Raw genomic sequence first — 25,079 nt, 5'->3', positions numbered from 1 at the left:
AAACAACCATTTTGTTACGAACAGATGTAGAAACAATGACTATACCGTGAAGTTTATCCCTCATACACCATCACGAACTCCTCGCATCCCGTCATTTCATCGATTTGTCGTCTTAACACCTTAAAACCATGCCATTCATAAAATGCAACCGCCGAAATATTCTTCGTGTAAACATTCAACTCCAGTCGTTCATATTTTCTCTTTACCCATCGCATCAGAGCACCTCCTATTCCCATTTTTTGCCGGTCGGGTCTCACGAATAAAGCCGCCATATAATTTCCGACCAAAGATACGAAGCCATCGATCTCCCCGTTTTCTCCCTCATGTATCCAGGTCTCACTCGAAGGCAAATAGAGATGCTTCATTTTCTCGACCTGTTCCGACCAAAAAGATTCCGGAATAAAATCGTGAGCAAGAGAAGAGGCTTCCAACCATATTTTCACGAGGACATCCTCGTCCGGAACCGTATATTTACGAATCATATTACTTCTTTTATCAGATAAAGATAATAATTTTTCGTATGTTTGAAGATCAAATCTCAATTCATTTTATGTATGATCCTGACTCAGTCTATCATTGATTTTATAAAACTCCACGAAAACGATAACACGGATAAATTATTACTCTCGGCCTCTAAATACCCGGAAATCAACATGCCTGTAATCGTGGACCAAATCATAGCCAGACGGCAAATAAAAGATAAATTACCCTCTTGGCACGCTTGCCGGGAATTATTTTATCCTTCCCGTCTGGCTACTGAACAATGCTCTTCCGAAATCACGGCAGAATACAAACAAAAACTGACTCGAGGAGAGACATTATGCGATCTTACCGGCGGTTTAGGGGTAGACTCATTCTATTTTTCGAAACAAGTAAAGAACGTGATTTACGTGGAACGGTCTCCCCATTACTGTGAAGCGGCAAAACACAATTTCAGCCTATTACAGGCGAACAACATACAAGTCTTAAATCAGGAGGCAGGAGATGTTGCCGAATCCGTCAAGGTAGATACCTTTTACATCGATCCGGCTCGGAGAGCGGAAGGCAACAAACGGGTATTCGCTTTATCCGAATGCGAACCGGACGTACTGCAATTAAAACCCCTTTTGTTAGATCATGCCAAACGGGTTATTATCAAGATCTCACCTATGGCTGATATTATGGAAACGCTAAGGCTTTTGCCAGAGACGACAGAAATCCACGTACTTTCAGTCAAAAACGAATGTAAAGAACTTTTATACGTGTTGGAAAACGAAAAAAAAGATGTTGACCCCATCGTCTCCACATTAAATATCACTTCTACCGGAGAGAAACAACTTTTCGACTTTCAACTTTCTGCAGAAAAAGAAACAACAATAATCTTCACTTCGCATATTAAGAAATTTTTATATGAACCCGACAGTTCCATATTAAAGGCCGGAGCTTTTAAATTACCCGCGAAACGTTTTAATGTAGAGAAGCTGCATCCACACAGTCATCTCTATACTTCCGATCTGTGGATTGAAGAGTTTCCCGGGAGAAAATTCGTCGTTGACAAGGTCTTCGATTTTTCCGGAAAAGGATTAAAACAGCTCTGCCGAACTATTCCACAAGCCAACATAACAACAAGAAATTTCAATTTATCGGTAAAAGATTTACGTCAAAAAAGTAGAATCACGGAAGGTGGCCATGTATACTTATTCGCAACCACCTTACACCCGAATACCCCCATTCTTATTCAATGCCGTAAATAAATTCCAAAACCATCGCCATCTTCAACTTTTTATCCTGATACTCGTATCATCGAAAAGAACGATAATTAGAAAAAAGATGAAAATAAAAACGGGACAAGGAACCATTTCCTTATTTACGCTACTGGCCATCTATTCCATATCCATGGTAACTTCTTTACCGGGCTTGGCCATTTCTCCTATACTCGGATCCCTCGAAACCATTTTTAAAGGGGCAAGCGATCTGCAATTACAAATGTTGGAATCACTTCCCTCCTTTATCATCGTCCCCTTTATCCTTTTAGCCGGCAGGCTATCCATGCATACGAATCAAAAAAAGGTCTTACTCATCGGATTAAGCATATTTTTCGGATGCAGCATCATCTATCCATTTGTAAAAACCCTAATTTTACTACTGATAATCAGCGCATTATTAGGCATCGGCGCCGGAATGGTTATTCCTTTTTCAACCGGTTTGATCGCAAATTATTTTACAGGTAAATATCGAACTAAACAATTAGGTATAGCCTCTTCCATAACAAACATCACGTTAGTCTTGGCTACTTTGTTATCCGGTATTTTGGCCAATATTAATTGGCATTATTCCTTTTTGGTCTATTGCTTATCGGGGATATCCCTTTTATTTGCCTTCAAGCTGAAAAACGATCCGGCACCCGTTTCCAAACACTCGTCGACACCACACCGATCTTTTACTCTTCATTGGCCGGTCGGTCTAATGCTATTCTATTACCTCATCACGATCTTAGCCTTAACGATTCCATTCAACTTAGCTCTTTACATGGAAAACCTACACATCGGAAAATCCGATATGTCCGGAAGCCTCATTTCAGTATTCTTCTTATCCATGACACTTCCCGGTTTTTTCATAAATAAAATCATATCCTGGTTTAAAAGCTACACGAATTTTATAGCAATGGCTGCCATCACATCAGGATTAATTTTATTTGCATTCAAAGGTGATATATTTACCCTCGTCTTAGGCGTAACTTTAATCGGTTTGGGATACGGTTGCATGCAACCTGTCATCTACGATAAAACAGCCAACAGTTCTCCCCATCCGACCTACGCCCTCGCTTTGGTCATGTCGATGAATTATATTGCCATTATCACCTATCCATTCATAATTAGGGCATTGGAAAACTTATTCTCGACAGATTCATCCTATTTCCCTTTTTGGTTGAATATGTTTATCAGTGCTGCTTTCACCCTGTTTGTCTACTTCCGCCGAAAAACAAAAACGGTAGGAATTTCTCCAGACGAATGGTAAAACTTTGTCAAAGTTAAATATTGTGAGGAATTAAACCTTCATCCCTGTTTCCCGTACTTACTTTGAAATACAAATAAAGCTTAGTAAACTATAAAACAATATTCTAAATTAATTAACCAAACTTCAATTTAAATTATGGCAACAAATTCAAACAAAAAGAGTTCCGTAGCAAAGCTCAGCGTCATGACTTTAGCAATCATGAACGTAGCAGCCGTAGTAAGCCTTCGGGGACTACCTGCAGAAGCAGAATACGGATTAAGCTCCGCATTTTATTATTTGTTTGCAGCTATCGTATTTCTTGTTCCAACGGCCTTGGTCGCCGCCGAATTAGCTGCAATGTTTTCACAAAAGCAAGGTGGAGTTTTCCGTTGGGTCGGCGAAGCTTATGGAAAACGATTCGGTTTTTTGGCAATTTTTCTCCAATGGATCGAGAGCACCATATGGTATCCGACGGTATTGACTTTCGGAGCCGTATCCATTGCTTACATAGGAATGAATCCTGCAGGAGACGCACTATTAGCTTCTAATAAAGTCTTCACCCTGGTTACCGTGTTAATTATCTATTGGGTCGCCACCTTTATCTCGCTAAAAGGATTAGGATGGGTCGGTAAAGTTTCCAAGATAGGCGCCATGGTCGGAACTATCATCCCTGCCGCCCTATTGATTATTTTCGGAATCATCTACATCTCAACCGGGGGGCATAATTACATGGACATGAGTCAAGGCTTTTTTCCGGATTTGGCAAATTTCGACAATTTGGTATTAGCCTCGGGTATCTTCCTTTTTTACGCCGGTATGGAGATGATGGGTATTCACGTGATGGACGTAACTCCTCCTGCTGCCAAGAATTATCCGAAAGCCATCTTCATCGGTGCCGGTATTACCGTTTTAATCTTCGTTTTAGGAACCTTCTCTTTAGGTCTAATCATTCCAGCAAAAGACATTAACCTGACACAAAGTTTATTGGTGGGATTTGACAATTACTTGAGATACCTTCATTTGAGCTGGGCTTCTCCCATTATCGCCATTGCCTTAATGTTCGGTGTGTTAGCAGGAGTATTAACTTGGGTTGCCGGTCCGTCAAAAGGTATTTTTACCGTGGGTAAAGCCGGATACTTACCTCCTTTCTTTCAAAAAACGAACAAAATAGGCGTACAGAAAAACATCCTATTCGTACAGGGAGGAATTGTAACCATTTTGGCCCTACTATTCGTCGTTATGCCATCTGTTCAATCCTTTTATCAGATCCTTTCCCAATTAACGGTACTTCTATATCTAATCATGTACCTGTTAATGTTTTCGGGAGCCATTGTACTGCGTTACAAAATGAAAAAAGCAGAACGTCCCTTCGCTATCGGTAGAAAAAGCAACGGTTTGATATGGATTATCGCCGGACTCGGATTCTGTGGAGCCTTACTTGCATTTATATTAAGCTTTATTCCCCCTTCCCAGATCAATACAGGTAGTAACACCGTTTGGTTCTCCGTTCTAATCATCGGGTGTATTGTTGTGGTTGCGACCCCGTTCATTATTTACGCGGCACGAAAACCGTCATGGAAAGATCCGAATGCAGACATCGAACCTTTCCATTGGGAAGAAGCTCCTGCCGTAGCGGCAACTTCAACCCAACCGACTACAAGCCAAAGTACACAAACAAATAGCACGACACCGGGCACAGACAAAAATTAAACCAAACTAAAAACAAGCACATGAAACAGACTATCAAATTGTCAGACCTTAAGGCGGTTGTCGCCGAGGCTCATGAAAAACTAAAGGGAATGAAGGGAGGAGCCAACGCAGACTACATCCCGTTCTTGGCAAAAATCGATCCTAATCTGTTCGGAATAGCCATATCTCTCCCTTCCGGAGAAATCATTGAAGCCGGAGATACCAATTATGTTTTCGGTATCGAATCCATTTCGAAAGTACACACGGCCATTCTGGTATTACGCCAATACGGAGCTGAAGCCCTATTGGAAAAAATCGGAGCCGATGCAACCGGACTACCTTTCAATTCAATCATGGCAATCTTACTCGAAAAAGATCATCCGAGTACTCCCTTGGTAAACTCCGGGGCCATTGCTGCTGACAGTATGGTTAAACCCGTAGGAGACAGTAATTCCAAATGGTCTGCCATCATCGATAACATGACTGATCTTTGCGGCAGTGAGCCCATTCTGCAGGATGAACTATACAAATCGGAAACAGCCACCAATTTCAACAACCGTTCTATTGCCTGGTTACTCAAAAATTACGACAGAATATATGACGATCCGGATATGGCTCTTGATCTTTATACCCGTCAGTGCTCTATGGGCGTAACGGCCAAACAACTGGCTATTTCGGGATGCACCATTGCCAATAAAGGTAAAAATCCGGTAACGGGCAAACAGGTATTCGATGAGAATCTGGCCCCGCAAATTATCTCCCTAATCGCAACAGTCGGCTTCTACGAACATACGGGAGACTGGCTATACACCAGCGGAATTCCGGCCAAGACCGGAGTAGGCGGAGGGGTTATGGGAATTCTTCCCGGTGCATTCGGTATTGCCGCTTTTGCTCCGCCATTGGACGAAGCCGGAAATTCAGTAAAAGCTCAGGCTGCCATTAAATACATCGCTCAAAAACTAAAAGTAAATGTATTCAATGGAAACAGTATAGAAATTACGGAATAATTAATTTACCAGCTTTGCGGTAAGAATTCATTTTCTTGTCGCAAAGCTGATCCATAAATCTTATCTTATACATGATACCTAAAAGTAAAGCATTAGAGAAGTTTCTAAATGCACTTGTCCTAATCGGAAGTATCGCTATTATTGTAGTGATTTCGATCGAATTGCTATCTACTCAAAACGTATTAAGTGAACGATTTATACTTCATTTTCATCTATTGGTCTGTTCCATATTCTTAGCAGACTTCTTTGTTCGCTGGTATACAGACGGATGGAGCCAACGTTTCTTTTTCAACAACCTGTTTTTCTTATTGGTTTCCATCCCTTATCTAAACATCGTCCACTCCCTGACGACAACGATCTCTCACGGCTTGTGGTTGACACTAAGACTGATACCGTTGGCCAGAGGGATATATGGAGTATCGCTTATCGTGGGATGGATGAGCCGCAGTAAGGTCACCAATTTATTCGCAACCTACCTGACGATTCTATTTACGACGATCTATTTCAGCAGCATCCTTTTTTTCTTCATGGAACACGGAGTCAATCCTATGGTTAAAAGCTATTGGGACGCTTTCAACTGGGCTCTTATGAATGTCACTACCGTAGGCTCCAATATCTTCGGTGTCACGAAAATAGGACAATCCCTCGCCGTCATTTTAGCCGCTGCCGGCATGATTTTCTTCCCCATCTTTACCGCTTACGTCACTACTAAGTTTCAAGCTAAACGAAAAGGAGTGGAAAATAATTAACCAACTAAACGGAAACGGTTCTCAAGGCACATTTGTAAACCTCGAGAACCGTCTCCTCTACCGATTAACAAATCACTTCGCAAGGAGTGATTTTTTCATTCTGACAATGTCAGTCAGGTAATCTTGAAGATCCTGTTCGTGCTCTTCCTCTTCAGCCAGAATTTTTTTCACGATATCGCAGGTTGTAAAATCTTTACCGTCCGTAAACTCGGCAATTTCCTGATACCTCAAAATTGCGCAACGCTCGGAAGCGACATTGTCTTTTAACAGACTGACTGAATCGAAGTCTTTTGGAGTAACATATTTACATTTTGCCAGTTTAAACCAATTTTCAGGATTTAAAACAGGTTCTCCTTCCAACTCCATGATGCGTTTAGCTATCATTTGAGCGTGTTTGCGCTCTTCCTCTGCGTGCTCTTCAAACTCCCCTTGTACATTGGCACGCATAGTACCTTCTACTACTAACGCACCTACCCAATACTGGTAATATGCCAACCACTCTTCAGACAATGCCGCATTCAATTGAGAAATCAAGCATTCTACATCCAGCTTTCCTTGAAGGATTTTTACACTCTCTTTAGCCATAATCTTCGTATTTAGTTTTTATATATATAACGGACAAGCAAACATTTTGTTTGAGCAACCTGTATTTTTAACAAATAACCCATAGGGCGGTTCTCGGTGTTTATTTTGACTCCCAAGAACCGTTCCCGGAATATAAAAAGTAAAACCCCATCGAAGAGAAAGATTCTTGATGGGGTATTTTCAGAACAGAATAATTATTTGGTCTTACCTACTGTGGTTAAAACCTCTTGGTTTTTGGGGCATCTTCTTATTCCAAAGAATAGCACTGTTCGTGGGTTCTTCCAATTTATTCAACTGATCCACGCAACGTTTCATATCTTCCATCAACAAATCCGCCAAATCGAAACCTGTTCCCTGACGAACAACAACGCGCATGATAACCACATCCTCCATATCCTTAGGCATAGTATAGGCCGGAACCTGCCAACCTTCCACATGGAGGGCATCGGACAAATCATACAAGGTCCATTTTCGTTTGGGATCATCTTTCAACTTCCAAATAAACAGCGGATTCGGCATTTCATTGCTGAAAAATTCGAATATCCCCATATCTTGCAATCGTTTTTTCAAATATAAGCATACATTCAAACAATTCTGTTGTATTTGTCGATAACCTTCCCATCCCAAACGCAAGAATTGATAATATTGAGCCAATACTTGATTTCCGGGACGAGAGAAGTTAATTGAAATACTCGGGATATCAGCACCCAAATAATTCACTGCAAAATTCATCTCTTGAGGCAGATATTGCTTATCCTTCCAAACAACCCAACCTACACCCGGATATACCAGACCAAATTTATGACCTGACACACTAATAGAAAGTACCCATTTCAATCTGAAATCCCAAACCGTTTCCGGGTCGATAAAAGGATGTATAAACCCACCGGTTGCCGCATCCACATGGATACAAATCTCCCAACCTTTTTCTGCATTCAATTTATCAAGTGCATCGTTGATTTCCTTCACGTTATCGTTCAAACCCGTAATCGTAACTCCCTGGATTGGAACTACACAGATGGTATTTTCATCACACATTTTCACTACCTCCTGCGGGTCAAGTGTGATCTTATCCATCGTAACCGGTACCATACGCATTTCCACATCCCAATAGATAGCAAATTTCTCCCATACGACCTGCATACAAGTTGAGATAATGAAATTCGGTTTATCGATAGGAAGCCCTTTCGCCTTCCGACGTTTTTGCCAACGCTTCAAAGCCGCTATACCTCCCAGCATACATGCTTCAGATGACCCGACGGTACTGGTTCCCGTACAATATGGTTTTTCCGGTGAATTCCACAATTTGGCAATAATATTCACGCAGCGACGCTCAATCTCTGCCGTTTGAGGATATTCCGTTTTATCGATCATATTTTTATCCATATTCTCGGTCATAACCCTACGAGCATAATCATCCATCCAAGTAGAAACGAAGGTAGCCAGATTCAAACGGGAATTCCCGTCTAACATGGCTTCATCGTGAACGATTTGATAAGCGACCTCTCCCGGCATAGAAGTTTTAGGCATCTCGTATTTCGGAGCAACACGAGCTTCTTCCGATGTTCCAAAAATAGGCGTGTTTGGATTTTCTGTTTTCATAACTAATTGTTTTTAATATAATGTAACATAATGAATTAACGAGTGGCATTTCTTGACGCTCGTTAATAGTTACGGGTTATTCTATCGAAAGTTTCGGCTCCTCACAATATTTAACTACACTTGCACTTTGCTTTGTTACCTCATGCTTTTTTAATAAAAAATGGCTTAAAGAAACCTTGCCTTACCTCTGAAGAAAAGGAACCTAAATTCCGAAAACAGATCACTTGTATTTTCGGAACCTTCCCACCTGATTTTCAGTATAAACATAGAAATTGTCTAAATGAAATAAAAAACATTTTATGGAAGAAAGTTTTTTAAAGCTTATCGAACACAGTATAAAAGAGCATTGGAATTTACCCTCTCTTTCCGATTACCAGGGGGCAAACCACACGTATAAAGATGTTGCCAGAAGAGTGGAAAAATTACATATCTTATTTAAAGAAAGCGATATCCATCCGGGAGACAGAATTGCTCTATGCAGTCGGAATACAGCCAATTGGGGTATTGCTTTCTTAGCCGCATTAACTTATGGAGCTGTTGCCGTCCCCATTTTAAACGAATTCAAACCGGATACCATCCATCACATCATCAACCATTCCGGAGCACGTCTACTTTTTGTCGGGAAATCGGTATGGGACGAAATAGATCACGAAGATATGCCTGACCTGGACGGTATATTAGCCATGTCCGATTATTCGGTAATTTTTTCCAGAAATAATAAACTGGAAGAGACCAATACTCGTTTAAACGAACTATTCGGACAAAAATATCCGGAACGTTTTACAGCCGAGGACGTCTTGTATCGTGTAGACGCTCCGGAAGAGTTAGCCATGATCAATTACACGTCAGGAACAACCAGCTCCCCGAAAGGAGTCATGCTCCCGTATCGAAGCATGTGGTCAAATTTAAGGTATGCTTTGGATCAGATGGGATATAATCCGGGTGAGAAATTGGTATCTATCCTAACCATGGCTCATATGTACGGACTGGCGTTCGAATTCATCTATCCGTTTACCAGTGGCACGCACATCTATTTTTTGCAGAAAATGCCATCCCCTAAAATACTCAACGAAGTGTTTACCGAAATACGTCCTCACCTTATCGTGGCCGTTCCTCTTATCATTGAAAAGATAATCAAAAAAAGAGTCCTATCGCAATTGGATAAATTTCATATTAAACTCATGCTAAAAATTCCGGTTTTAAACGGAAAGATACGTCACAAAATCAAACAAAAAATATTAGATGCTTTCGGAGGTCGATTCAAACTACTTGCTATCGGAGGAGCCGCCCTCAACAAAGAAGTGGAAGCCTTTTTGCATTCTGTCAAATTCCCCTACACGGTAGGCTACGGCATGACCGAATGCGGACCGGCCATCGCTTTCGACCATTGGGATACCTTCCGCCCTACCTCTTGCGGGAAGGTCGTAGATCGAATGGAATTGAAAATAGCCTCTTCCGATCCTGAACACGTCGTGGGAGAGATTCTTACCCGCGGAATGAACGTAATGGACGGTTACTACGAGAACCCTGAAGCCACAAATGTCGTATTGGACTCGGACAAGTGGTTGCATACGGGCGATCTCGGCATCATAGATAAAGACGGTTATCTCTATATCAAAGGACGTAGCAAAAACCTGATCCTGGGACCGAGCGGCCAAAATATTTATCCGGAAGAGATTGAAGATTACCTGAACGTCATGCCTTATATCGCAGAATCTTTAGTGATCGAAAGAGAAGGAAAACTAATCGGATTAATATACCCGGATTTCGAAGCTATGAAACAAAATAAAATATCGGAGGAGAACCTATCCCGGATTTTGGAAGAAAGCCGGAAACAAGTGAATCAACAGCTCCCGTCCTATAGTCAGATAGCCCGTATCATGATTCATAACGAAGAATTCGAAAAAACACCGAAAAGAAGTATCAAGCGTTACCTGTATCAGTAAAAAGTCCGTTTGCAAAACTTACACATTTCAAAGATAGGGAGAATTACCTATTTTTTATTATCTTGCCGTAATGACAGGTTCTTTTCATTTCGGTATAGAATTTGTCTGTCATAAAAACGGGAAAAACAACTAAAATTAAAAACTATGAAAACAAGAAAAAGCATTTTAATTATTGGGATACTTATTTTTTCCTCTTTTGTAGTAACGGCAAGAGAGAAGAAAGCCAAAGTGGATACAGCCGCTTTTAACCGCATCGTGGAACTCGTGAAAAGTAAAATTTTTTACATCACTCTTGACGATGCGTTCCCGAGCGGAAACAGCAGTATCGTAATAGATTCCAAATACGGGAAAAAAACAATCGGCGGAGAAGGTCATGTTTCTTTAGCAATGAATCAAGGAGAGATCTTTTTAATGGACACGATCGCTACCGGAAAGCTTCCGTTCTTTGGCAGAGCTTACTCTGTCCCATACGGTGAGGGGGGTGGCATCGAATTCGAAGAGGCAAAGTTGCTAAACGAATCAATAAAGGTTATTCAAAAACGAAAAAAACAATTTATAATGTACTCTTTTCAGGTTAGAAACCGAAACGATATCTTCTCCTTTTACGTGGAGATTTATTCCAACGGGCATTGTAGCGTAAAAGTCAATAGTAACAAGCGAGCTTCGATCTCTTATAGCGGGAAAGTATCTTCTATTCCAGAAGACAAAAAGGCTATTTATATGAAATAAGAAAAGGGCTTAAAGGCCCTTTTCTCAATTCTTAAAAAAACTCATCTCTTGCGTTATCTGAAAATAATTTCCTAAATTTGAATTTTATATCATCATATAATGCAATGGAAGAAAGTTTTTTATTCTATATAGAACAAAGTATCAAAGAAAATTGGGATCGCCCGGCTTTAACAGACTACAAAGGGGTAAATTGCAGTTACAAAGACGTAGCTCGAAAAATCGAAAAACTACATATCCTTTTTGAAAATGCAGGCATCAAAAGAGGAGATAAAATTGCCTTATGCGGTCGTAATTCGACCAATTGGGGAATCGCTTTTTTGGCCACTCTGTCTTATGGAGCGGTAGCTGTCCCCATTTTAAATGAGTTCAAAACGGATAACATTCACAATATCGTGAACCATTCCGAAGCTAAGTTATTGTTCGTGGGAAGTGTCGTTTGGGAAGGATTAAATGAAAATTCCATGGAGCTTTTAGAAGGGATTATCAGCATGGAAGATTACTCTTTACTTATTTCTCGCAGTCGTTCTCTTACGGAGGCGCGCCATAGACTGAACGAATTTTTCGGAAAAAAATATCCGGAACGCTTTAAACCGGAGAACGTTAATTATCAATACGACAACTTGCAAGATCTGGCTGTCATCAATTATACCTCTGGGACAACCAGTTTTTCGAAGGGAGTGATGCTTCCGTATCGAAGCCTATGGTCGAACTTGAAATTTGCTTTCGGTGTTTTCGGCAAACTTCCGGAAGAACGGGTCATCTCCATGTTACCTATGGCTCATATGTACGGTTTGGCTTTCGAATTCATTTACGAATTCGCCAGCGGTGCGCATGTTTTCTTTTTAACTCGAACTCCCTCACCGAAAATCATCGCGGAAGCTTTCGCCACGATAAAGCCGAATTTAATTATTTCAGTACCGCTTATAATTGAAAAGATCATTCGCAAAAAGGTTTTTCCTACATTGGAGAAGCCGATTATGAAGTTATTATTGAATCTTCCTCTTATAGATAAAAAGGTAAAACAATCTATCCGACAAAAAGTTATTGACGCTTTTGGGGGCAATTTTAAGGAACTTATTATCGGAGGAGCAGCTCTAAATAAAGAAGTCGAAGAATTTTTACGTTCCATCGACTTCCCTTATACCGTCGGATACGGAATGACAGAATGCGGTCCTATTCTTTCTTATGACGGATGGGAAACATTCAAAAAAGGCTCTTGCGGAAAAGCAGCCCCGCGAATGCAGTTAAAAATCGACTCTCCCGATCCGGCCCATATCGTAGGTGAAATATTAGCCAAAGGGGATAACCTGATGTACGGCTATTATAAAAACGAAGCGGCAACCAAAGCGGCTCTTACACCCGACGGATGGTTGCACACGGGAGATTTAGGCCTGATAGACTCCGACGGTTATCTCTATATCAAGGGACGCAGCAAAAATATGATCTTGGGCCCGAGCGGTCAAAACATATACCCGGAGGAGATTGAAGATCAAATTAATAATCTTCCATATGTTGCGGAATCCATCGTAATTGAAAAAGAAGGTAAACTAATTGCCCTGATTTATCCGGATTTTGAAGCAGCAACCGCAGATCATAAGGAATCAGAAGAGAACCTTACCACAATCATGGAAGAAAATCGTCTGGAGGTCAATAAAACACTTCCGGCTTACAGCCAAATAACGAAAATGAAAATCTACAATGAAGAGTTTGAAAAAACTCCCAAACGTAGTATCAAACGTTATTTGTATCAATAAAATAAAAAGGAGCTGTCTTCACCAATAGCTCCTTTTCATATAAAACTCTACCTTGCAAATACCCATTAAGTATTTGAGTCTACTTCTCTGTTACTTTTGTATGTCTTGTACAAAACAGCCCTTTTACATCATCAATTAACATACTGATTATCATTAGAATAATTGACGATTTTGTCTATATAGTAACACATAAACCATTTTGTTATACTCGAATTAAATGTTCAAAGACGATTTTTGTCCGTTCTGTATAAAACCTTTGCAATCTTACGATTTACAATATTAAGATACAATTAATAAACGTTCGTTTTATAAAACCAAATTTAAGCAAAACAAATCATATATTCAAAGAAACAAACAAGTCTTATATATATATGATTATAATATAGTTAATTTACAAATCACATATTCATACTTTATTTCATCATTTAAACGCTCATGGATATTAATAAACGAACGTTTTATTATCATCCAATATTAAACAATAGAGTATGAAAATGCACATAATCAGTCTTGTTACTTATGTTTTAGTATCTACATTATTTATTTCTTGTATTAAAAAAATCGATTTATCCGAGAAACAAGAAGAAGAGCAGAAAGAAAAAGAAGAGATTGCTTATATTTATCCATTTAAGAGCGAATCCCACGATATCACAGCTGAACTTGTCATTAAGACGGACGGTAAAATCGACTTAAAAGAGATTGAAGCAAAAATCCCCCCTTTGAAATACAATAAGTCCTGGTTATTCCTTTTAACACAGGATGATTGTAGTCAAACAGCTTATTGCAATACATGGGCGGCCATTCACGGTAAACCGTTATCCTCGAAATATTATTACGATGCGGCCCATTTAAAAGCCGGAGACTTACCCCCGGACAATTACAATCTCGGTAAAACGTTAGGCTGTACAGACGGGAGCGGCAACGAGGTACGTTTCTCTTTCACGACAACACTTGCACCCGAATGGGAATGGATGAATGCGAAACCTTCCGTACAAGTCGGTTTCACCCAAAATTACTACCGTTTCTATATGAAATCCGGCCTTATTTGGAATAACGTTATCGAGATGGTCAATTACGGCGTCGGCATAGCCTTCCATAATGTAAAAACCTCCATGGTTCACAATCCGGATAGTATCAAAGCACATTATATAACCTCCCAAGGGTTTATTTCAGACAAATTATCGGGACGGATATGCAAGGTTTTAACGGAGCCCGACGGCAATAAAACTTACGTGGAAGCAGCATTGGCGTATGATCCGATCCGGATCATGACGGCACAAAACGAAGCTTCCACTTTATACCCGTTTAAAACGACAAACGACTTATATAAACAACTACTGAACAGATTCTTTTACACTACCGAACAAGCCAAAGAATACATCCGGTCCGAATTACAAAAAAGCAAAGAGGAGAGAGCCGCCATCCAGATCGGAGTTCACAAAACCGATCCCGCCTGGGCACAATTTCTTCTTTGGCTTAACAATACTTACGGAAAAGACGGAGACGATTCCGTATGGTCTCCCAGCCTGGAAGAGTACTACGAATATAATTACTACCGCATACATAGCGTCATTCGAAAACAACTCATCGGCAACACGTTGAAATTAACCGTTACACTACCCTCCAAAGCCCATTTTTACTACCCCTCCATTACCGTCAACCTGGGTCACCTGCAAAAGCAGCATATCATCTCCATCGTCTCGGGAAATACCGTTAGCGGACTATCCTATGCGGATCATAACAACGGCCTCATGCTAAACATCGATTGCCGGAGGTTCCTACCGGACCACGCCATCCATTATGTCAGGAAATACGAATCCGACCAAACAGTATCCAACCGAAACGATGCCCTTTATTTCATAAATCAACTAAAAGATTCCGATAAAAAAAACGAACTATTGAAAAGGATAAAATAGACCGAACCTCGTTATAGCGTTTGTTTTATCCCTCCTTTATATTCACCCATTTCACCGCATCCGCCACGAGGTAACAAGGTCCGAGAAAATAAACCGCTGTCGGCAAAATCAACGTGATCCAGTAAAAGAGATAAACCGACATATCAAAAGAGCGAGAAAAAAACTAACATTGAGCAAAATAGCAACGGAAAACACGATAAAATCCACTAACATGAAAAAAAGAACTTCCCCAAGAAACTCACGACCACGATCTCCACGTTACCCAAGGAGCGTACGTGCAGAGATTCAATTACTCCCGACCGGTTTATATATGAACCGACAACAACGAAGCCGACAATAAAAAACAATTAAAAAAATAAGCCGTTTTATAAGCGAGGGAGGAAGGAAACACCTGTGAAATCCGATCCATTGAAAAACGAAACAGGTCATGTACCGAGTTTGCCTCTGTCGGGATAAATGGGTAAATAACAAGTCCGACAAAAGATAAAATCGTAAATATACCCAAAAAGATATTTCTACAAACACATTTAAACTCGTACATCGCAGGCTTCAAGACTGAAGGATTACGATACCACACCCATCCGTTTTCACTCTTTACAAATCCCCTTGTTTCGCCATAACCGAGAGAAGCAGAATCGTCATCAATCACTTTCGGTTACAAACAGTCAGGAAAATAAAATTACAGCTAAAAAAAAGTTCCGGAAACGGTCAAAACCCATTTCCCGGAACAATCATTTCCAATAAGGTTATAAATTTATCTTCACTGATCAGCCAATACCGTCACGTCAAATGATACATCGGTCGTTCCTGCCGTATTTCTAAGTACTATTTTATATCTGCCAGAATCACTCGTCTTTGCCTCTTTTATAGTAACAGTTACTTTTTTCTTTTGCACTTCGATATCTCCATGATACAGATTACCATCCTTATACACCTCGCAGGTAGCCTCTGGTTGCGAGGTATATACAATATAAAACGAAATAATCTGTCCTTCAAAACCCTTAACAACAAGAGTTTTAGGAACTTTCTCGGTTATTACAGGTTGAATCGCCGTACCCCGAAGGATTCCCTTCGTCATATATAAACCCTCCGATACCTTTACCTCTCCGTTTTTAAACCCGGTAAAACTCATAAATAACACCAAAACAAATAACAATTTCTTCTTCATGGTTATGTGATTTAATTAATATATTTTACTAAAATAGATAAAATAATTGCACACGCCAACAATAATAACAATTAAATTATTGATCGTATTCAATCTTTACAACACGATAAACACTCGTACTACATTATAAAACAGTAGATTATCGATAGATTATATTTTATAAGAATAATCTCAAATTAAATATACGTAACATTCATACGCGAAAACGTTTATCATTACTCTTTGACTTTTACCCATTTCACCGCATCGGCAACGAGTCCCTGAGCATACCCTTCATTCATTTTTTTATCACTTAGTGTTACCCTTGCGTTTTCAGTAAAATCAAATGTTCCAAGAGAGACCCAACATCCCAAGTCGTCCTCTCCCGGAGCAACAACCACTTTATGCTCTTTTCTGCCATCAAAAACGGTATAAAAACGTGAAGTTTCTTGCTTTTTCTTTTCTGATAAAGAAGAGAATTCAATCCAATCAGGAATACTTTTCCGACCGCCACCGGCGAAGGCCGTGTAGTAAAAAAAAACCTCATACTTCCCTGCTTCATGCAACCGAACACTCCATTCCACTTTTTGTTTACCTTCGCTAACTTCTTTATAAAGCGCACTTCGCACCGGGAAACCATAGAAATGTTCTTTAATCGTGGGTAACCAAATATCCTCACCAGTGACATGATCATAATATTTTTTACCACTCTTCTCTTTTCGGAATAGGGAGGTAATAAGATTTTCCGTTTTCACTACCCTAAAACCGGCATCCTCATTATCAACAATAATCTCATTCTCTCCCGCCGCCGGAAGAAAAACAGACGAATCTACGTTAAAGACACCAGTTGTCGTGTCTACAGATAGATAACTTGCCTCTTCCGGCTCTAATAATATCATAGCCGGAAGATTCCGAGCCAAAGGAGTACTCATACTAAAAACCGATTGCATAGGATTTATGAGAACACGTGTCCTGATCTCTCTTCCCGCACGAGGGGGGATAACCCATTTTTGATCATTATCTATTTCAACAAGCCCCGGCACGTCGCTCCTGTTAAACACCTTAAAGCAATACAACCAGTAAGCCTTTTCGGTACCTGTGATTTTGATCGCCCGAGGTTCTCTGATATCGAGTAAGGGCAAACGAGCAGAGTTGTACCAACTTTCAATGAGCGAATCCAACCGGATGCCAAATGTTCGATAAAATTGGGAAAAACACTCTTCCGCTGTTGTCTCCTTAAAAAGATTGCTTGCTAAGAAGTTATGATAAAATCGACGAAAACGTTCTCGATCCACAAACAACGATATATAAGTCTGCAATTCATTATTTTTTTTACGAATGATATTTTCCAATGCTTCGGGCAGTAAGGATTTATCCTGTAAGGCATCTTTCAAGCTATTTCGACTCAAATATTCCACGGCCACACAATCTTCCGCCGGATATGTCCACGATACAGTACCCCTATTCTTACGTGATATATCGCTCAATACATCCTGCAAGATAGGATACTCCCGGGAGATAATGGATATTGTTTTCCCCTGTAACATGGGTCTTATACTGCATCCACCTTTACCGATAAAGGTTTCAATATCGTTTGCCAATCTTATATTCGAGATATAATCTACTTTCTCTTCTTCCTCAATGACGTTAGGGACCTTGAATGGGTAAGCTTTTATGGAGTAAGCTTTTTCCGGGAGAAACACGATTCCACCTTGCACTCTCTCTCCCGTCCTTTGCATCACATGCGGGAAACAATAAAAATCAACGGGAACTTCCACTAATATACCCCAACGATACGGATACTGCTGGGTAGGGTCACTAACATCTTGTCCCCTTTTGTAATAATATTTCTCTATGTAGTATTTCTTTATAAACTCCGAAGTTTGTATACACTCTTCATTTTCCAAATTCTCTTTTTTACGCAAAAGTCTTTTAGGCAAAGTATCTTCCGGTATAATATCATATTCTTCCAAAAGATACTCGTGAGCAGGATGAAAATAAAACGATACTCGCGTAGAGTCGAGCAGTACCGTTCGTTCGTTGTAGTCTCCCACGCAAAGACTGATACCCGGCATATCATGAGCAAACGCAAACTCCGTCTCACCTTTTTCTTTTTCAATACGATCACCTTGCGAGATAGCCATCAAACGAGGATCATGCTCTACTCTCAAACTGTAACGGGAAAAGTTTACGACCCTAATACCTGATTCCCCATATGGCGGCACGCACACGGGATACCAAATACACTCGGGCGTTAACAGTTTATATTTTTTACCGCAAAAAGCAGGCGAATACCCGAAACGATAGATCCCTATACCGTTCACTGCCGGGCAGGTATACGCCCCCGGGGGCGTATCCAAAAAACACAAGTCATTTTCGATACCTCCCTCGTAGCGAATCAACACCTTGCAAGTCTCTCTCAGATTTAACTCTTTACCCGTGATCAATGCCTGATGATCCCTACGATAAAAAACGGTTTCCCCGTCTATCTCGAAGGAGGTCACTTTTAAACCCGGGTTCAAGTAAATAATTAAAGGTATTTTGACTGAATTCCGGTTCGTGACAGTCATCTCGCTGACTACCGAGATATTACCATTCCCAAGCTCCTTTACTCGCAAATCATTCCGTACGACCTTAGCAGCAGGAAATTTTCCTAACTCCTCGTACACCTGTTTATAAGCCTCCCGGTTATCATGAACAATCCCGTGACGAGCCTGATAAGCAAAACCCAATCCGCAGGTTACGATAAAAATACCGCAAGCAATACCTGAAATTCTCCTGAAAGCCAGCAAATGATTAGGTACTCTCGGGTAAGGAAGAACGGACAATACCAGAAAGCCGATACCGACCGACAAGGTAAAACCTCTTTGCAACAAGTAATTTTCTAAGTTCACATGCCCTGTAAAATCCGAAAACATGTTCGGGATGGAACGGGCACACGGATCAAGCAAGCCGTTTAACCATCCGGCCCCGTCGTAAATAATAATTCCCGAGAAAGCAAGCAGGAGCAGCATACTGATCCCCGGATGCCGCACAAAACGAGTCACGAGGTAACAAAATCCGAGAAAATAAACCGATGTCGGTAAAATCAACGTAATCCAGTAAAAGAAATAAACTGACAAATCAAAAGAGCGAGAAAAAAAACTAACATTGAGCAAAATAGAAACGACAAACACGATCAAATTCACTAACGTGAAAAGAAAGAGCTTCCCCAAAAAATTCCCGATCACGATCTCCGCGTTACCAAACGGGCGTACGTGAAGAGTTTCTATTACTCCCAGCCGGTTTATATTTGAATCGACAACAACGAAGCCAACAATAAAAAACAATTGAAAAAGGTTAAAAAAATAAGCCGTTTTATAAGCCAAGGATGCAGGAAAAACTTGTGAAATCCATTCCATGGAAAAACGAAACACGTCATGTACGGAATTAACCTCTGTCGGGGTAAATTGATAAATAACAAGCCCGACAAGAGATAAAATCGTAAATATACCGAAAAAGATATTTCTACGAGCACATTTAAACTCGTACAGGGCTATTATAAAAATATTACGTTTATTCATAATGACCGATCTCGTTTTCAATTATCTACCTAAAAAACAGAATAAAAATCATATACCACAAAGAGTTATTTTTTTAGATATATTTTCGATATGTCAATTAAACTTCCAATTCAGGGGCAATGACAATTACCGTCACATAAAACATTTGCTCAACAACCCCAATCGTATTGACAACTTCGATTATATAACTTCCTTCTGATGCTCGCGTTACATTTTCTATCGTAACCGTCACCTTATTTTTGTTTTTAGCAATCTCGGAACTCTTCAGAAGCTGTTCCCCTTTATACACCTTGTAAGTAGCACCTGGATTTGCCGTATATTCAATATAAAATGTGATAATTTGTCCCTCAATGCCAAAAACAAGTCCCTCTTCGTTAGGGGCGACTTTGGTTATTTCAGGTAAACCGTTCTCTTCCGAAGAAAGAACCTTTTTGACATTAAAATTATCGGTTAATCCAGCTTCTCTGCTTTTAAATCCAGTAAGAATTACAAGTGACACTAAGACAAATAATAATTTTTTCTTCATGATCGTGAGTTTTTAATAATTTGCACTTTTCACAATAATACATAAAAATAATTACAATAGCAAATAATTATATCATTCACAATACAATAATAGATCAAAAAAAAATAAAGAGATAATGATATACTTCATTAAAATAATTCTTTACCCGAATTCACGATAAATTTTTCCTATCGCTACTCAACCTTTACCCATTTCACCGCATCGGCCACGAGTACTTGTGATGATACCATCCTATCCTGTCACTCAAGGTTACTTTGGCGTTTTAGAAATTCGAAGGCACTAAAATTATATCAATAAATAGAGCGTATAAACCAAATAAATAATAAATAGTACTATTCCTTCCCAACGTTCAATTCGAAATCCCGTACGCATAAAAGGGAGTACAATGATAGCCGCCCCCAGCATGACAGCCATATCCAATACATTAATCTGATCTGTCCGGATGGGAGTAATGGTTGCCGTAGCTCCCAGCACGGCAAATAAATTAAATATGTTGGAACCGATTACATTCCCGATAGCTATATCCGTCCTTTTTTTTAAGGCGGCAACGACGGAAGTCGCTAATTCCGGCATACTCGTTCCGGCAGCAACGATGGTCAATCCGATTACGGCTTCACTCCATCCCAAAGCTTTGGCAATGATCACGGCATTTTTCACCAACATATCCGATCCCCAAACCAATAACAACAATCCGCCTATCACCAGAATTACATCCAACAACCAACTTTTCGTCGGCTTTATCTCCTGTTCCCCTTCGATAGCCTCTCCTTTTTTAGCCTTATATACGCAAAATAACATATATCCTGCAATCCCCACCAAAAACAGGATCCCAGGGAGTCGCCCGAAATGCCCATCGCTAAACAACAGCACAAAAAGGAGAGAAGCTATAAGCATGATTGGGGTATCGATTCGAATCAACCGTCTATCGACCTGCAAAGGACAGATCATGGCGGAAATCCCTAAAATCACACAAATATTAAAAATATTGGAACCGATCACGTTTCCCACGGCGATGCTACCGATACCCTCCAATGCCGATTTTATACTAACCACCAATTCGGGAGCACTCGTACCCAGGGCAACAACCGTCAGGCCGACCACCAAAGGGGAGATTCCCGCCCGAACAGCCATGGATGAACTTCCTTTCACTAAAAAATCCGCCCCGAAATAAAGAATCGCCAGGGATAATACAACTAAAACTACACTCAGTACCATATTCATCTATTATATAAACTCTTTTCCTCTTACAATCGTAAAGAATATATTTGAAGTTTCAAAATTATAAACTAATTTAGTCTATACACTCAAAAATAAATCTATTTTTACAAAAGAACTTATGCTTAAACATTTAAAGCAATTATTCAGTACGGCAAAACATCATCCGAATTTCGGCGGGCTTGAAATATTGAAATACATCGGTCCCGGTTTACTGGTAACGGTCGGTTTTATAGATCCGGGAAATTGGGCCTCCAATTTGGCGGCTGGTGCCGAATACGGCTACACCCTCCTCTGGATGGTTACCCTGTCTACCCTCATGTTAATTATTCTACAACATAACGTGGCTCACTTGGGCATAGCCACCGGTCTTTGTCTGTCGGAGGCAGCGGCAACCCATCTCAAACCTAAACAGGCCAACTTAATCCTCGGATCCGCAGTATTAGCTTCCGTTTCGACCTCACTGGCCGAGATTTTAGGCGGAGCTATCGCCCTGGAAATGCTTTTTCATATTCCGATAAAGGCCGGTTCATTGTTGGTTCTACTCTTCGTTACGATTATGCTTTTCACCAATACCTACCGGATCATTGAAAAATGGATTATCGCTTTCGTGTCCATTATCGGCTTATCTTTCATTTACGAATTATCATTAGTCGATATCGATTGGAACGCCGCCACCGTAGCCTGGATAACTCCCTCGTTTCCCCAGGGCTCCATGGTCATTATCATGAGCGTATTAGGAGCTGTCGTCATGCCGCACAATCTGTTTTTACACTCGGAAATCATTCAAAGCAGGCAATGGAATATTCAAGACGATAAAGTGATCAAGAAACAATTACGTTACGAATACGCGGACACCATTCTCTCGATGTTCATCGGTTGGGCGATCAACAGCGCCATGATTCTTTTAGCCGCGGCCAGCTTTTTTAAACACGGAACTCCCGTTACGGAATTAGAACAAGCCAATACCCTGCTCAAGCCTCTTTTGGGAAACAATGCAGCTATCATCTTCGCTGTCGCTCTACTCTTTGCGGGGGTAGCCTCTACCATTACCTCAGGCATGGCTGCAGGCTCCATTTTCGCCGGTATGTTCAAGGAACCTTACGACATTAAAGACAACCATTCCCGGTGGGGCGTACTCATCTCTTTGATCGTGGCTTTCGGATTGATTTTAATTGTTTCCAACCCATTTCAAGGACTTATCTACTCTCAAATGGCACTTAGCATACAACTTCCCATCACTATTTTTCTACAAGTACATCTCACCTCTTCCGAAAAGGTCATGGGAAAATATAAAAATTCCACCTATACGAAATATTTACTTTACGCGATCGGCGGAATTGTTACCCTGTTAAATATTATGCTGTTAATCAGTTTCTTTTAATTTTCAATAACCGAATCATGCCGGGCGACTCTCATCACGCCCTGAATCCGTTTCAATCGGGAAATCAATTGGGAAAGATGTTCCGTATTTCCTACCAATACCGTAATTTTTCCATCAAATAATCCCTCGCTGGAATTAATGGATAACCCTCTCAAGGTAACATGCGGGTCTTTCGAAATCACCTCTGTGATTTTATTCACCATCCCCGCATCTTCCCGTCCGACAATGTTTAAGATCGTCTGATAAGAAGTAGCACCCCCGTTCGTCCATTGCGCCTTTACGATCCGATAAGGATAACGCTTTTCCAAATCCATGGCATTTTTACACTGCTTCCTGTGAATTTTAATTCCCTCTCCGATCGAAACGAACCCCAAAATCTCATCTCCGAAAACAGGATTACAACACCGGGCAAACTTATAAACGACATTGTCCACATTCCGGTCAATCAACAAAACATCCTCATCCACCTTTTTAGGATGAATGATCTGTACCTCTTTCGCTGGCACAACAAGTTTTTCTTCCTCTTTCGGTTTCGTGACCCACTCCTTAATTTCGGTCATCGTGTGTTTCCCTTCCGCAATTCCCTGATACAGATCAATGGCAAATTTATACTTATAATGCTGTTGCAAACGTCTTATCACCTCATCCGTCAACTCCAACTTCCAGTTTTTAAAACGGCGCATCAGCATCTCTTTACCTAACTCCGCTTGCGCTCTCGATTGCTCGGTCAGGTATTGCCGGATCTTATTCCGGGCTTTAGAAGTTACCGCGATATTCAACCAGTCGGCACTCGGTTGCTGATTATTAGATGTTAAGATAGAAACCTGATCCCCGTTCTTTAAAACATAGCGCAGGGTTTCATTCCTTTGATTCACCTTTCCTCCCACGCACTTTGATCCGACATCCGTATGAATGGCATAAGCAAAATCCAACAAAGTAGCACCTGCCGATAAGGTTTTCAAATCTCCGGCCGGAGTAAACACATGTACCTCCTTATCCTGCAAATTAATTTTTATATCCCCCAACAAGTCGACAGCCCCGACCTCCGGACTTTCCAAAATATCCCTCAGCTCGGCTAACCAGTTTTCAATCGCCTTATCTGCCGTTCCTCCTTTATATTTCCAATGGGCTGCAAATCCCCGCTCGGCTATTTCGTCCATTCGTTCGGTCCGGATCTGCACCTCTACCCAACGATTGTTCGGACCCAAAACAGTTGTCTGCAATGACTCGTATCCGTTCGATTTGGGCACAGAGAGCCAGTCTCGTAAACGTTGCGGGTTAGGAGTATATTTATCGGCCACGATAGAGTATACCCGCCAGCAATCGGCTTTCTCTTCTGCTCCCCGGCTATCCAAAATAAAGCGAACGGCAAAAATATCGTATATCTCCTCGAACTCCACCTGTTTCTTGCGCATCTTATTCAAAATGGAAGCTATCGTTTTCGTACGATACTTTACCTTATACTTTATACCTCGTCGATCCAATTCTTCCACGACGGGAGCTATAAATTCCGCGATATATTTCTCACGGGTATCTTTCGAATCCTCCAATTTACGAGAGATATCCTCGTATATCTCAGGCTCCTCGTAACGTAAAGCCCGATCCTCCATTTCCGACTTTACGTTATACAATCCCAAACGATGCGCAAACGGTATATAAATAAACCTCGTTTCCCGAGCCAACCTCAACTGTTCCTCTCGGGAAAACGAATCCGCCCGACGCAAATCATAAATTTTTTCGGCCAAAAAAATCAACTGCACGCGTACATCCTCCGCAAAACTAAGCAATAGCTTACGAAAATTATCCGAATCCACAATCGCATGCGTTGCATAAATACGACTGATATCGCGTAAACCGGACAGAATTTGGGCTACCTTCTCACCGAATAACTCCCGAATCTCCAACTCTGACAAACCGTCACTCTCCGCTACCTTATGTAACATGGCACAAATAATCGAGGTCCTTCCCAATCCTATTTCGGAAGTAATGATAAGCCCCACTTCCAACATACGAATCATCTCTTCTCTATCTGCCCCGGGCATATTTTTACTCCCTCTCGTAGCCATATTAAATGCCTTACGGACCAAACGAATATCCTCTTTAGAGATCAAATTCTTACATGATTTCAGAAGTAACCTGTACTTTTTTAAAATAATCTCCTTGGCTATATCTTCTGCCATACTGCAAAATTTTAGTGATTTATACGAACTGATTAATCGCTGCAAAAAGAGTGCCGTCCATTTTCAATTAACATGATTTAGGGGAAACCAATTGACGAACGACAATAATCA

At 40.7% G+C, this 25,079-nt stretch carries 18 protein-coding genes; 10 read left to right on the top strand and 8 right to left on the bottom strand.

Annotated features, from left to right (window positions below):
• Window positions 1-53 precede the first annotated feature (53 nt).
• Window positions 54-482 (bottom strand): N-acetyltransferase, encoded by a 429-nt coding sequence (locus tag PGR74_RS06825; protein ID WP_041504376.1) that lies wholly within the window; start codon window positions 480-482, stop codon window positions 54-56.
• A 72-nt stretch (window positions 483-554) separates the two neighbouring features.
• Here PGR74_RS06825 and PGR74_RS06820 point away from each other — a divergent pair, with 72 nt between their 5' ends.
• The 5 genes from PGR74_RS06820 (at window position 555) to PGR74_RS06800 (ending at window position 6,421) form a co-directional block, all read left to right on the top strand.
• Window positions 555-1,733: a THUMP-like domain-containing protein gene (locus tag PGR74_RS06820; RefSeq protein WP_041504375.1), complete on the top strand. Its 1,179-nt coding sequence runs from the start codon at window positions 555-557 to the stop codon at window positions 1,731-1,733.
• Between the two features lie 76 nt (window positions 1,734-1,809).
• Window positions 1,810-2,997, top strand: a complete 1,188-nt coding sequence (locus PGR74_RS06815; protein ID WP_041504374.1) for an MFS transporter — start codon at window positions 1,810-1,812, stop codon at window positions 2,995-2,997.
• Between the two features lie 135 nt (window positions 2,998-3,132).
• A complete protein-coding gene (gene gadC / locus PGR74_RS06810) occupies window positions 3,133-4,686 on the top strand; it encodes a putative glutamine/gamma-aminobutyrate antiporter GadC (protein WP_052634823.1) in 1,554 nt (517 codons plus the stop codon).
• A 20-nt stretch (window positions 4,687-4,706) separates the two neighbouring features.
• Window positions 4,707-5,672 (top strand): glutaminase A, encoded by a 966-nt coding sequence (glsA, locus tag PGR74_RS06805; RefSeq protein WP_041504373.1) that lies wholly within the window; start codon window positions 4,707-4,709, stop codon window positions 5,670-5,672.
• Window positions 5,673-5,743: 71 nt separating this feature from the next.
• Window positions 5,744-6,421 (top strand): ion channel, encoded by a 678-nt coding sequence (locus PGR74_RS06800; protein WP_041504372.1) that lies wholly within the window; start codon window positions 5,744-5,746, stop codon window positions 6,419-6,421.
• A gap of 72 nt (window positions 6,422-6,493) precedes the next feature.
• Here the strand turns inward: PGR74_RS06800 and PGR74_RS06795 are convergent, their stop codons facing one another.
• Both PGR74_RS06795 and PGR74_RS06790 read right to left on the bottom strand, forming a co-directional pair.
• Window positions 6,494-7,006, bottom strand: coding sequence for a ferritin-like domain-containing protein (locus tag PGR74_RS06795; RefSeq protein WP_041504371.1), 513 nt, complete (start codon window positions 7,004-7,006; stop codon window positions 6,494-6,496).
• A gap of 204 nt (window positions 7,007-7,210) precedes the next feature.
• Window positions 7,211-8,608: a glutamate decarboxylase gene (locus PGR74_RS06790; protein WP_041504370.1), complete on the bottom strand. Its 1,398-nt coding sequence runs from the start codon at window positions 8,606-8,608 to the stop codon at window positions 7,211-7,213.
• Between the two features lie 299 nt (window positions 8,609-8,907).
• Between PGR74_RS06790 and PGR74_RS06785 the strand changes: the two genes are divergently transcribed.
• The 4 genes from PGR74_RS06785 (at window position 8,908) to PGR74_RS06770 (ending at window position 14,953) form a co-directional block, all read left to right on the top strand.
• A complete protein-coding gene (locus PGR74_RS06785) occupies window positions 8,908-10,554 on the top strand; it encodes an AMP-binding protein (RefSeq protein WP_041504369.1) in 1,647 nt (548 codons plus the stop codon).
• A 144-nt stretch (window positions 10,555-10,698) separates the two neighbouring features.
• Window positions 10,699-11,283, top strand: a complete 585-nt coding sequence (locus PGR74_RS06780; RefSeq protein WP_052634819.1) for a DUF4251 domain-containing protein — start codon at window positions 10,699-10,701, stop codon at window positions 11,281-11,283.
• 104 nt (window positions 11,284-11,387) lie between these two features.
• Entirely contained in the window at window positions 11,388-13,037 is a 1,650-nt protein-coding gene (locus PGR74_RS06775; protein WP_041504368.1) for an AMP-binding protein, read from the top strand.
• A gap of 488 nt (window positions 13,038-13,525) precedes the next feature.
• On the top strand, window positions 13,526-14,953 hold the full coding sequence (locus PGR74_RS06770) for a hypothetical protein (RefSeq protein ID WP_270516864.1): 1,428 nt from the start codon (window positions 13,526-13,528) through the stop codon (window positions 14,951-14,953).
• Between the two features lie 760 nt (window positions 14,954-15,713).
• Here PGR74_RS06770 and PGR74_RS06765 read toward each other — a convergent pair.
• From PGR74_RS06765 to PGR74_RS06750, 4 genes are all read right to left on the bottom strand, one after another.
• Window positions 15,714-16,121 (bottom strand): immunoglobulin domain-containing protein, encoded by a 408-nt coding sequence (locus tag PGR74_RS06765; protein ID WP_041504362.1) that lies wholly within the window; start codon window positions 16,119-16,121, stop codon window positions 15,714-15,716.
• 215 nt (window positions 16,122-16,336) lie between these two features.
• The gene (locus tag PGR74_RS06760) at window positions 16,337-19,663 is read right to left on the bottom strand and encodes a hypothetical protein (RefSeq protein ID WP_270516863.1); all 3,327 of its coding nucleotides are present in this window, start codon (window positions 19,661-19,663) and stop codon (window positions 16,337-16,339) included.
• 97 nt (window positions 19,664-19,760) lie between these two features.
• Window positions 19,761-20,189: an immunoglobulin domain-containing protein gene (locus PGR74_RS06755; protein ID WP_270516862.1), complete on the bottom strand. Its 429-nt coding sequence runs from the start codon at window positions 20,187-20,189 to the stop codon at window positions 19,761-19,763.
• Window positions 20,190-20,474: 285 nt separating this feature from the next.
• On the bottom strand, window positions 20,475-21,404 hold the full coding sequence (locus PGR74_RS06750) for a calcium/sodium antiporter (protein ID WP_041504466.1): 930 nt from the start codon (window positions 21,402-21,404) through the stop codon (window positions 20,475-20,477).
• 121 nt (window positions 21,405-21,525) lie between these two features.
• Between PGR74_RS06750 and PGR74_RS06745 the strand changes: the two genes are divergently transcribed.
• The gene (locus PGR74_RS06745) at window positions 21,526-22,788 is read left to right on the top strand and encodes an Nramp family divalent metal transporter (RefSeq protein ID WP_270516861.1); all 1,263 of its coding nucleotides are present in this window, start codon (window positions 21,526-21,528) and stop codon (window positions 22,786-22,788) included.
• Here the strand turns inward: PGR74_RS06745 and PGR74_RS06740 are convergent.
• Window positions 22,785-24,968, bottom strand: a complete 2,184-nt coding sequence (locus tag PGR74_RS06740) for a RelA/SpoT family protein (RefSeq protein WP_041504360.1) — start codon at window positions 24,966-24,968, stop codon at window positions 22,785-22,787. The genes PGR74_RS06745 and PGR74_RS06740 overlap by 4 nt on opposite strands.
• Window positions 24,969-25,079 lie beyond the last annotated feature (111 nt).

The organism is Sanguibacteroides sp. AM78-02pH3A, assembly GCF_027666085.1.
Taxonomy (GTDB): domain Bacteria; phylum Bacteroidota; class Bacteroidia; order Bacteroidales; family Marinifilaceae; genus Gabonibacter; species Gabonibacter massiliensis.
This window is presented reverse-complemented; position numbering and strand designations above follow the sequence as displayed.

Excerpts from the sequence above, each read along its gene's own strand:
- PGR74_RS06825 (WP_041504376.1), bottom strand. The coding sequence starts at position 482 with ATGATTCGTAAATATACGGTTCCGGACGAGGATGTCCTCGTGAAAATA.
- PGR74_RS06820 (WP_041504375.1), top strand. The coding sequence starts at position 555 with ATGATCCTGACTCAGTCTATCATTGATTTTATAAAACTCCACGAAAAC.
- PGR74_RS06815 (WP_041504374.1), top strand. The coding sequence starts at position 1,810 with ATGAAAATAAAAACGGGACAAGGAACCATTTCCTTATTTACGCTACTG.
- gadC (WP_052634823.1), top strand. The coding sequence starts at position 3,133 with ATGGCAACAAATTCAAACAAAAAGAGTTCCGTAGCAAAGCTCAGCGTC.
- glsA (WP_041504373.1), top strand. The coding sequence starts at position 4,707 with ATGAAACAGACTATCAAATTGTCAGACCTTAAGGCGGTTGTCGCCGAG.
- PGR74_RS06800 (WP_041504372.1), top strand. The coding sequence starts at position 5,744 with ATGATACCTAAAAGTAAAGCATTAGAGAAGTTTCTAAATGCACTTGTC.
- PGR74_RS06795 (WP_041504371.1), bottom strand. The coding sequence starts at position 7,006 with ATGGCTAAAGAGAGTGTAAAAATCCTTCAAGGAAAGCTGGATGTAGAA.
- PGR74_RS06790 (WP_041504370.1), bottom strand. The coding sequence starts at position 8,608 with ATGAAAACAGAAAATCCAAACACGCCTATTTTTGGAACATCGGAAGAA.
- PGR74_RS06785 (WP_041504369.1), top strand. The coding sequence starts at position 8,908 with ATGGAAGAAAGTTTTTTAAAGCTTATCGAACACAGTATAAAAGAGCAT.
- PGR74_RS06780 (WP_052634819.1), top strand. The coding sequence starts at position 10,699 with ATGAAAACAAGAAAAAGCATTTTAATTATTGGGATACTTATTTTTTCC.
- PGR74_RS06775 (WP_041504368.1), top strand. The coding sequence starts at position 11,388 with ATGGAAGAAAGTTTTTTATTCTATATAGAACAAAGTATCAAAGAAAAT.
- PGR74_RS06770 (WP_270516864.1), top strand. The coding sequence starts at position 13,526 with ATGAAAATGCACATAATCAGTCTTGTTACTTATGTTTTAGTATCTACA.
- PGR74_RS06765 (WP_041504362.1), bottom strand. The coding sequence starts at position 16,121 with ATGAAGAAGAAATTGTTATTTGTTTTGGTGTTATTTATGAGTTTTACC.
- PGR74_RS06760 (WP_270516863.1), bottom strand. The coding sequence starts at position 19,663 with ATGAATAAACGTAATATTTTTATAATAGCCCTGTACGAGTTTAAATGT.
- PGR74_RS06755 (WP_270516862.1), bottom strand. The coding sequence starts at position 20,189 with ATGAAGAAAAAATTATTATTTGTCTTAGTGTCACTTGTAATTCTTACT.
- PGR74_RS06750 (WP_041504466.1), bottom strand. The coding sequence starts at position 21,404 with ATGGTACTGAGTGTAGTTTTAGTTGTATTATCCCTGGCGATTCTTTAT.
- PGR74_RS06745 (WP_270516861.1), top strand. The coding sequence starts at position 21,526 with ATGCTTAAACATTTAAAGCAATTATTCAGTACGGCAAAACATCATCCG.
- PGR74_RS06740 (WP_041504360.1), bottom strand. The coding sequence starts at position 24,968 with ATGGCAGAAGATATAGCCAAGGAGATTATTTTAAAAAAGTACAGGTTA.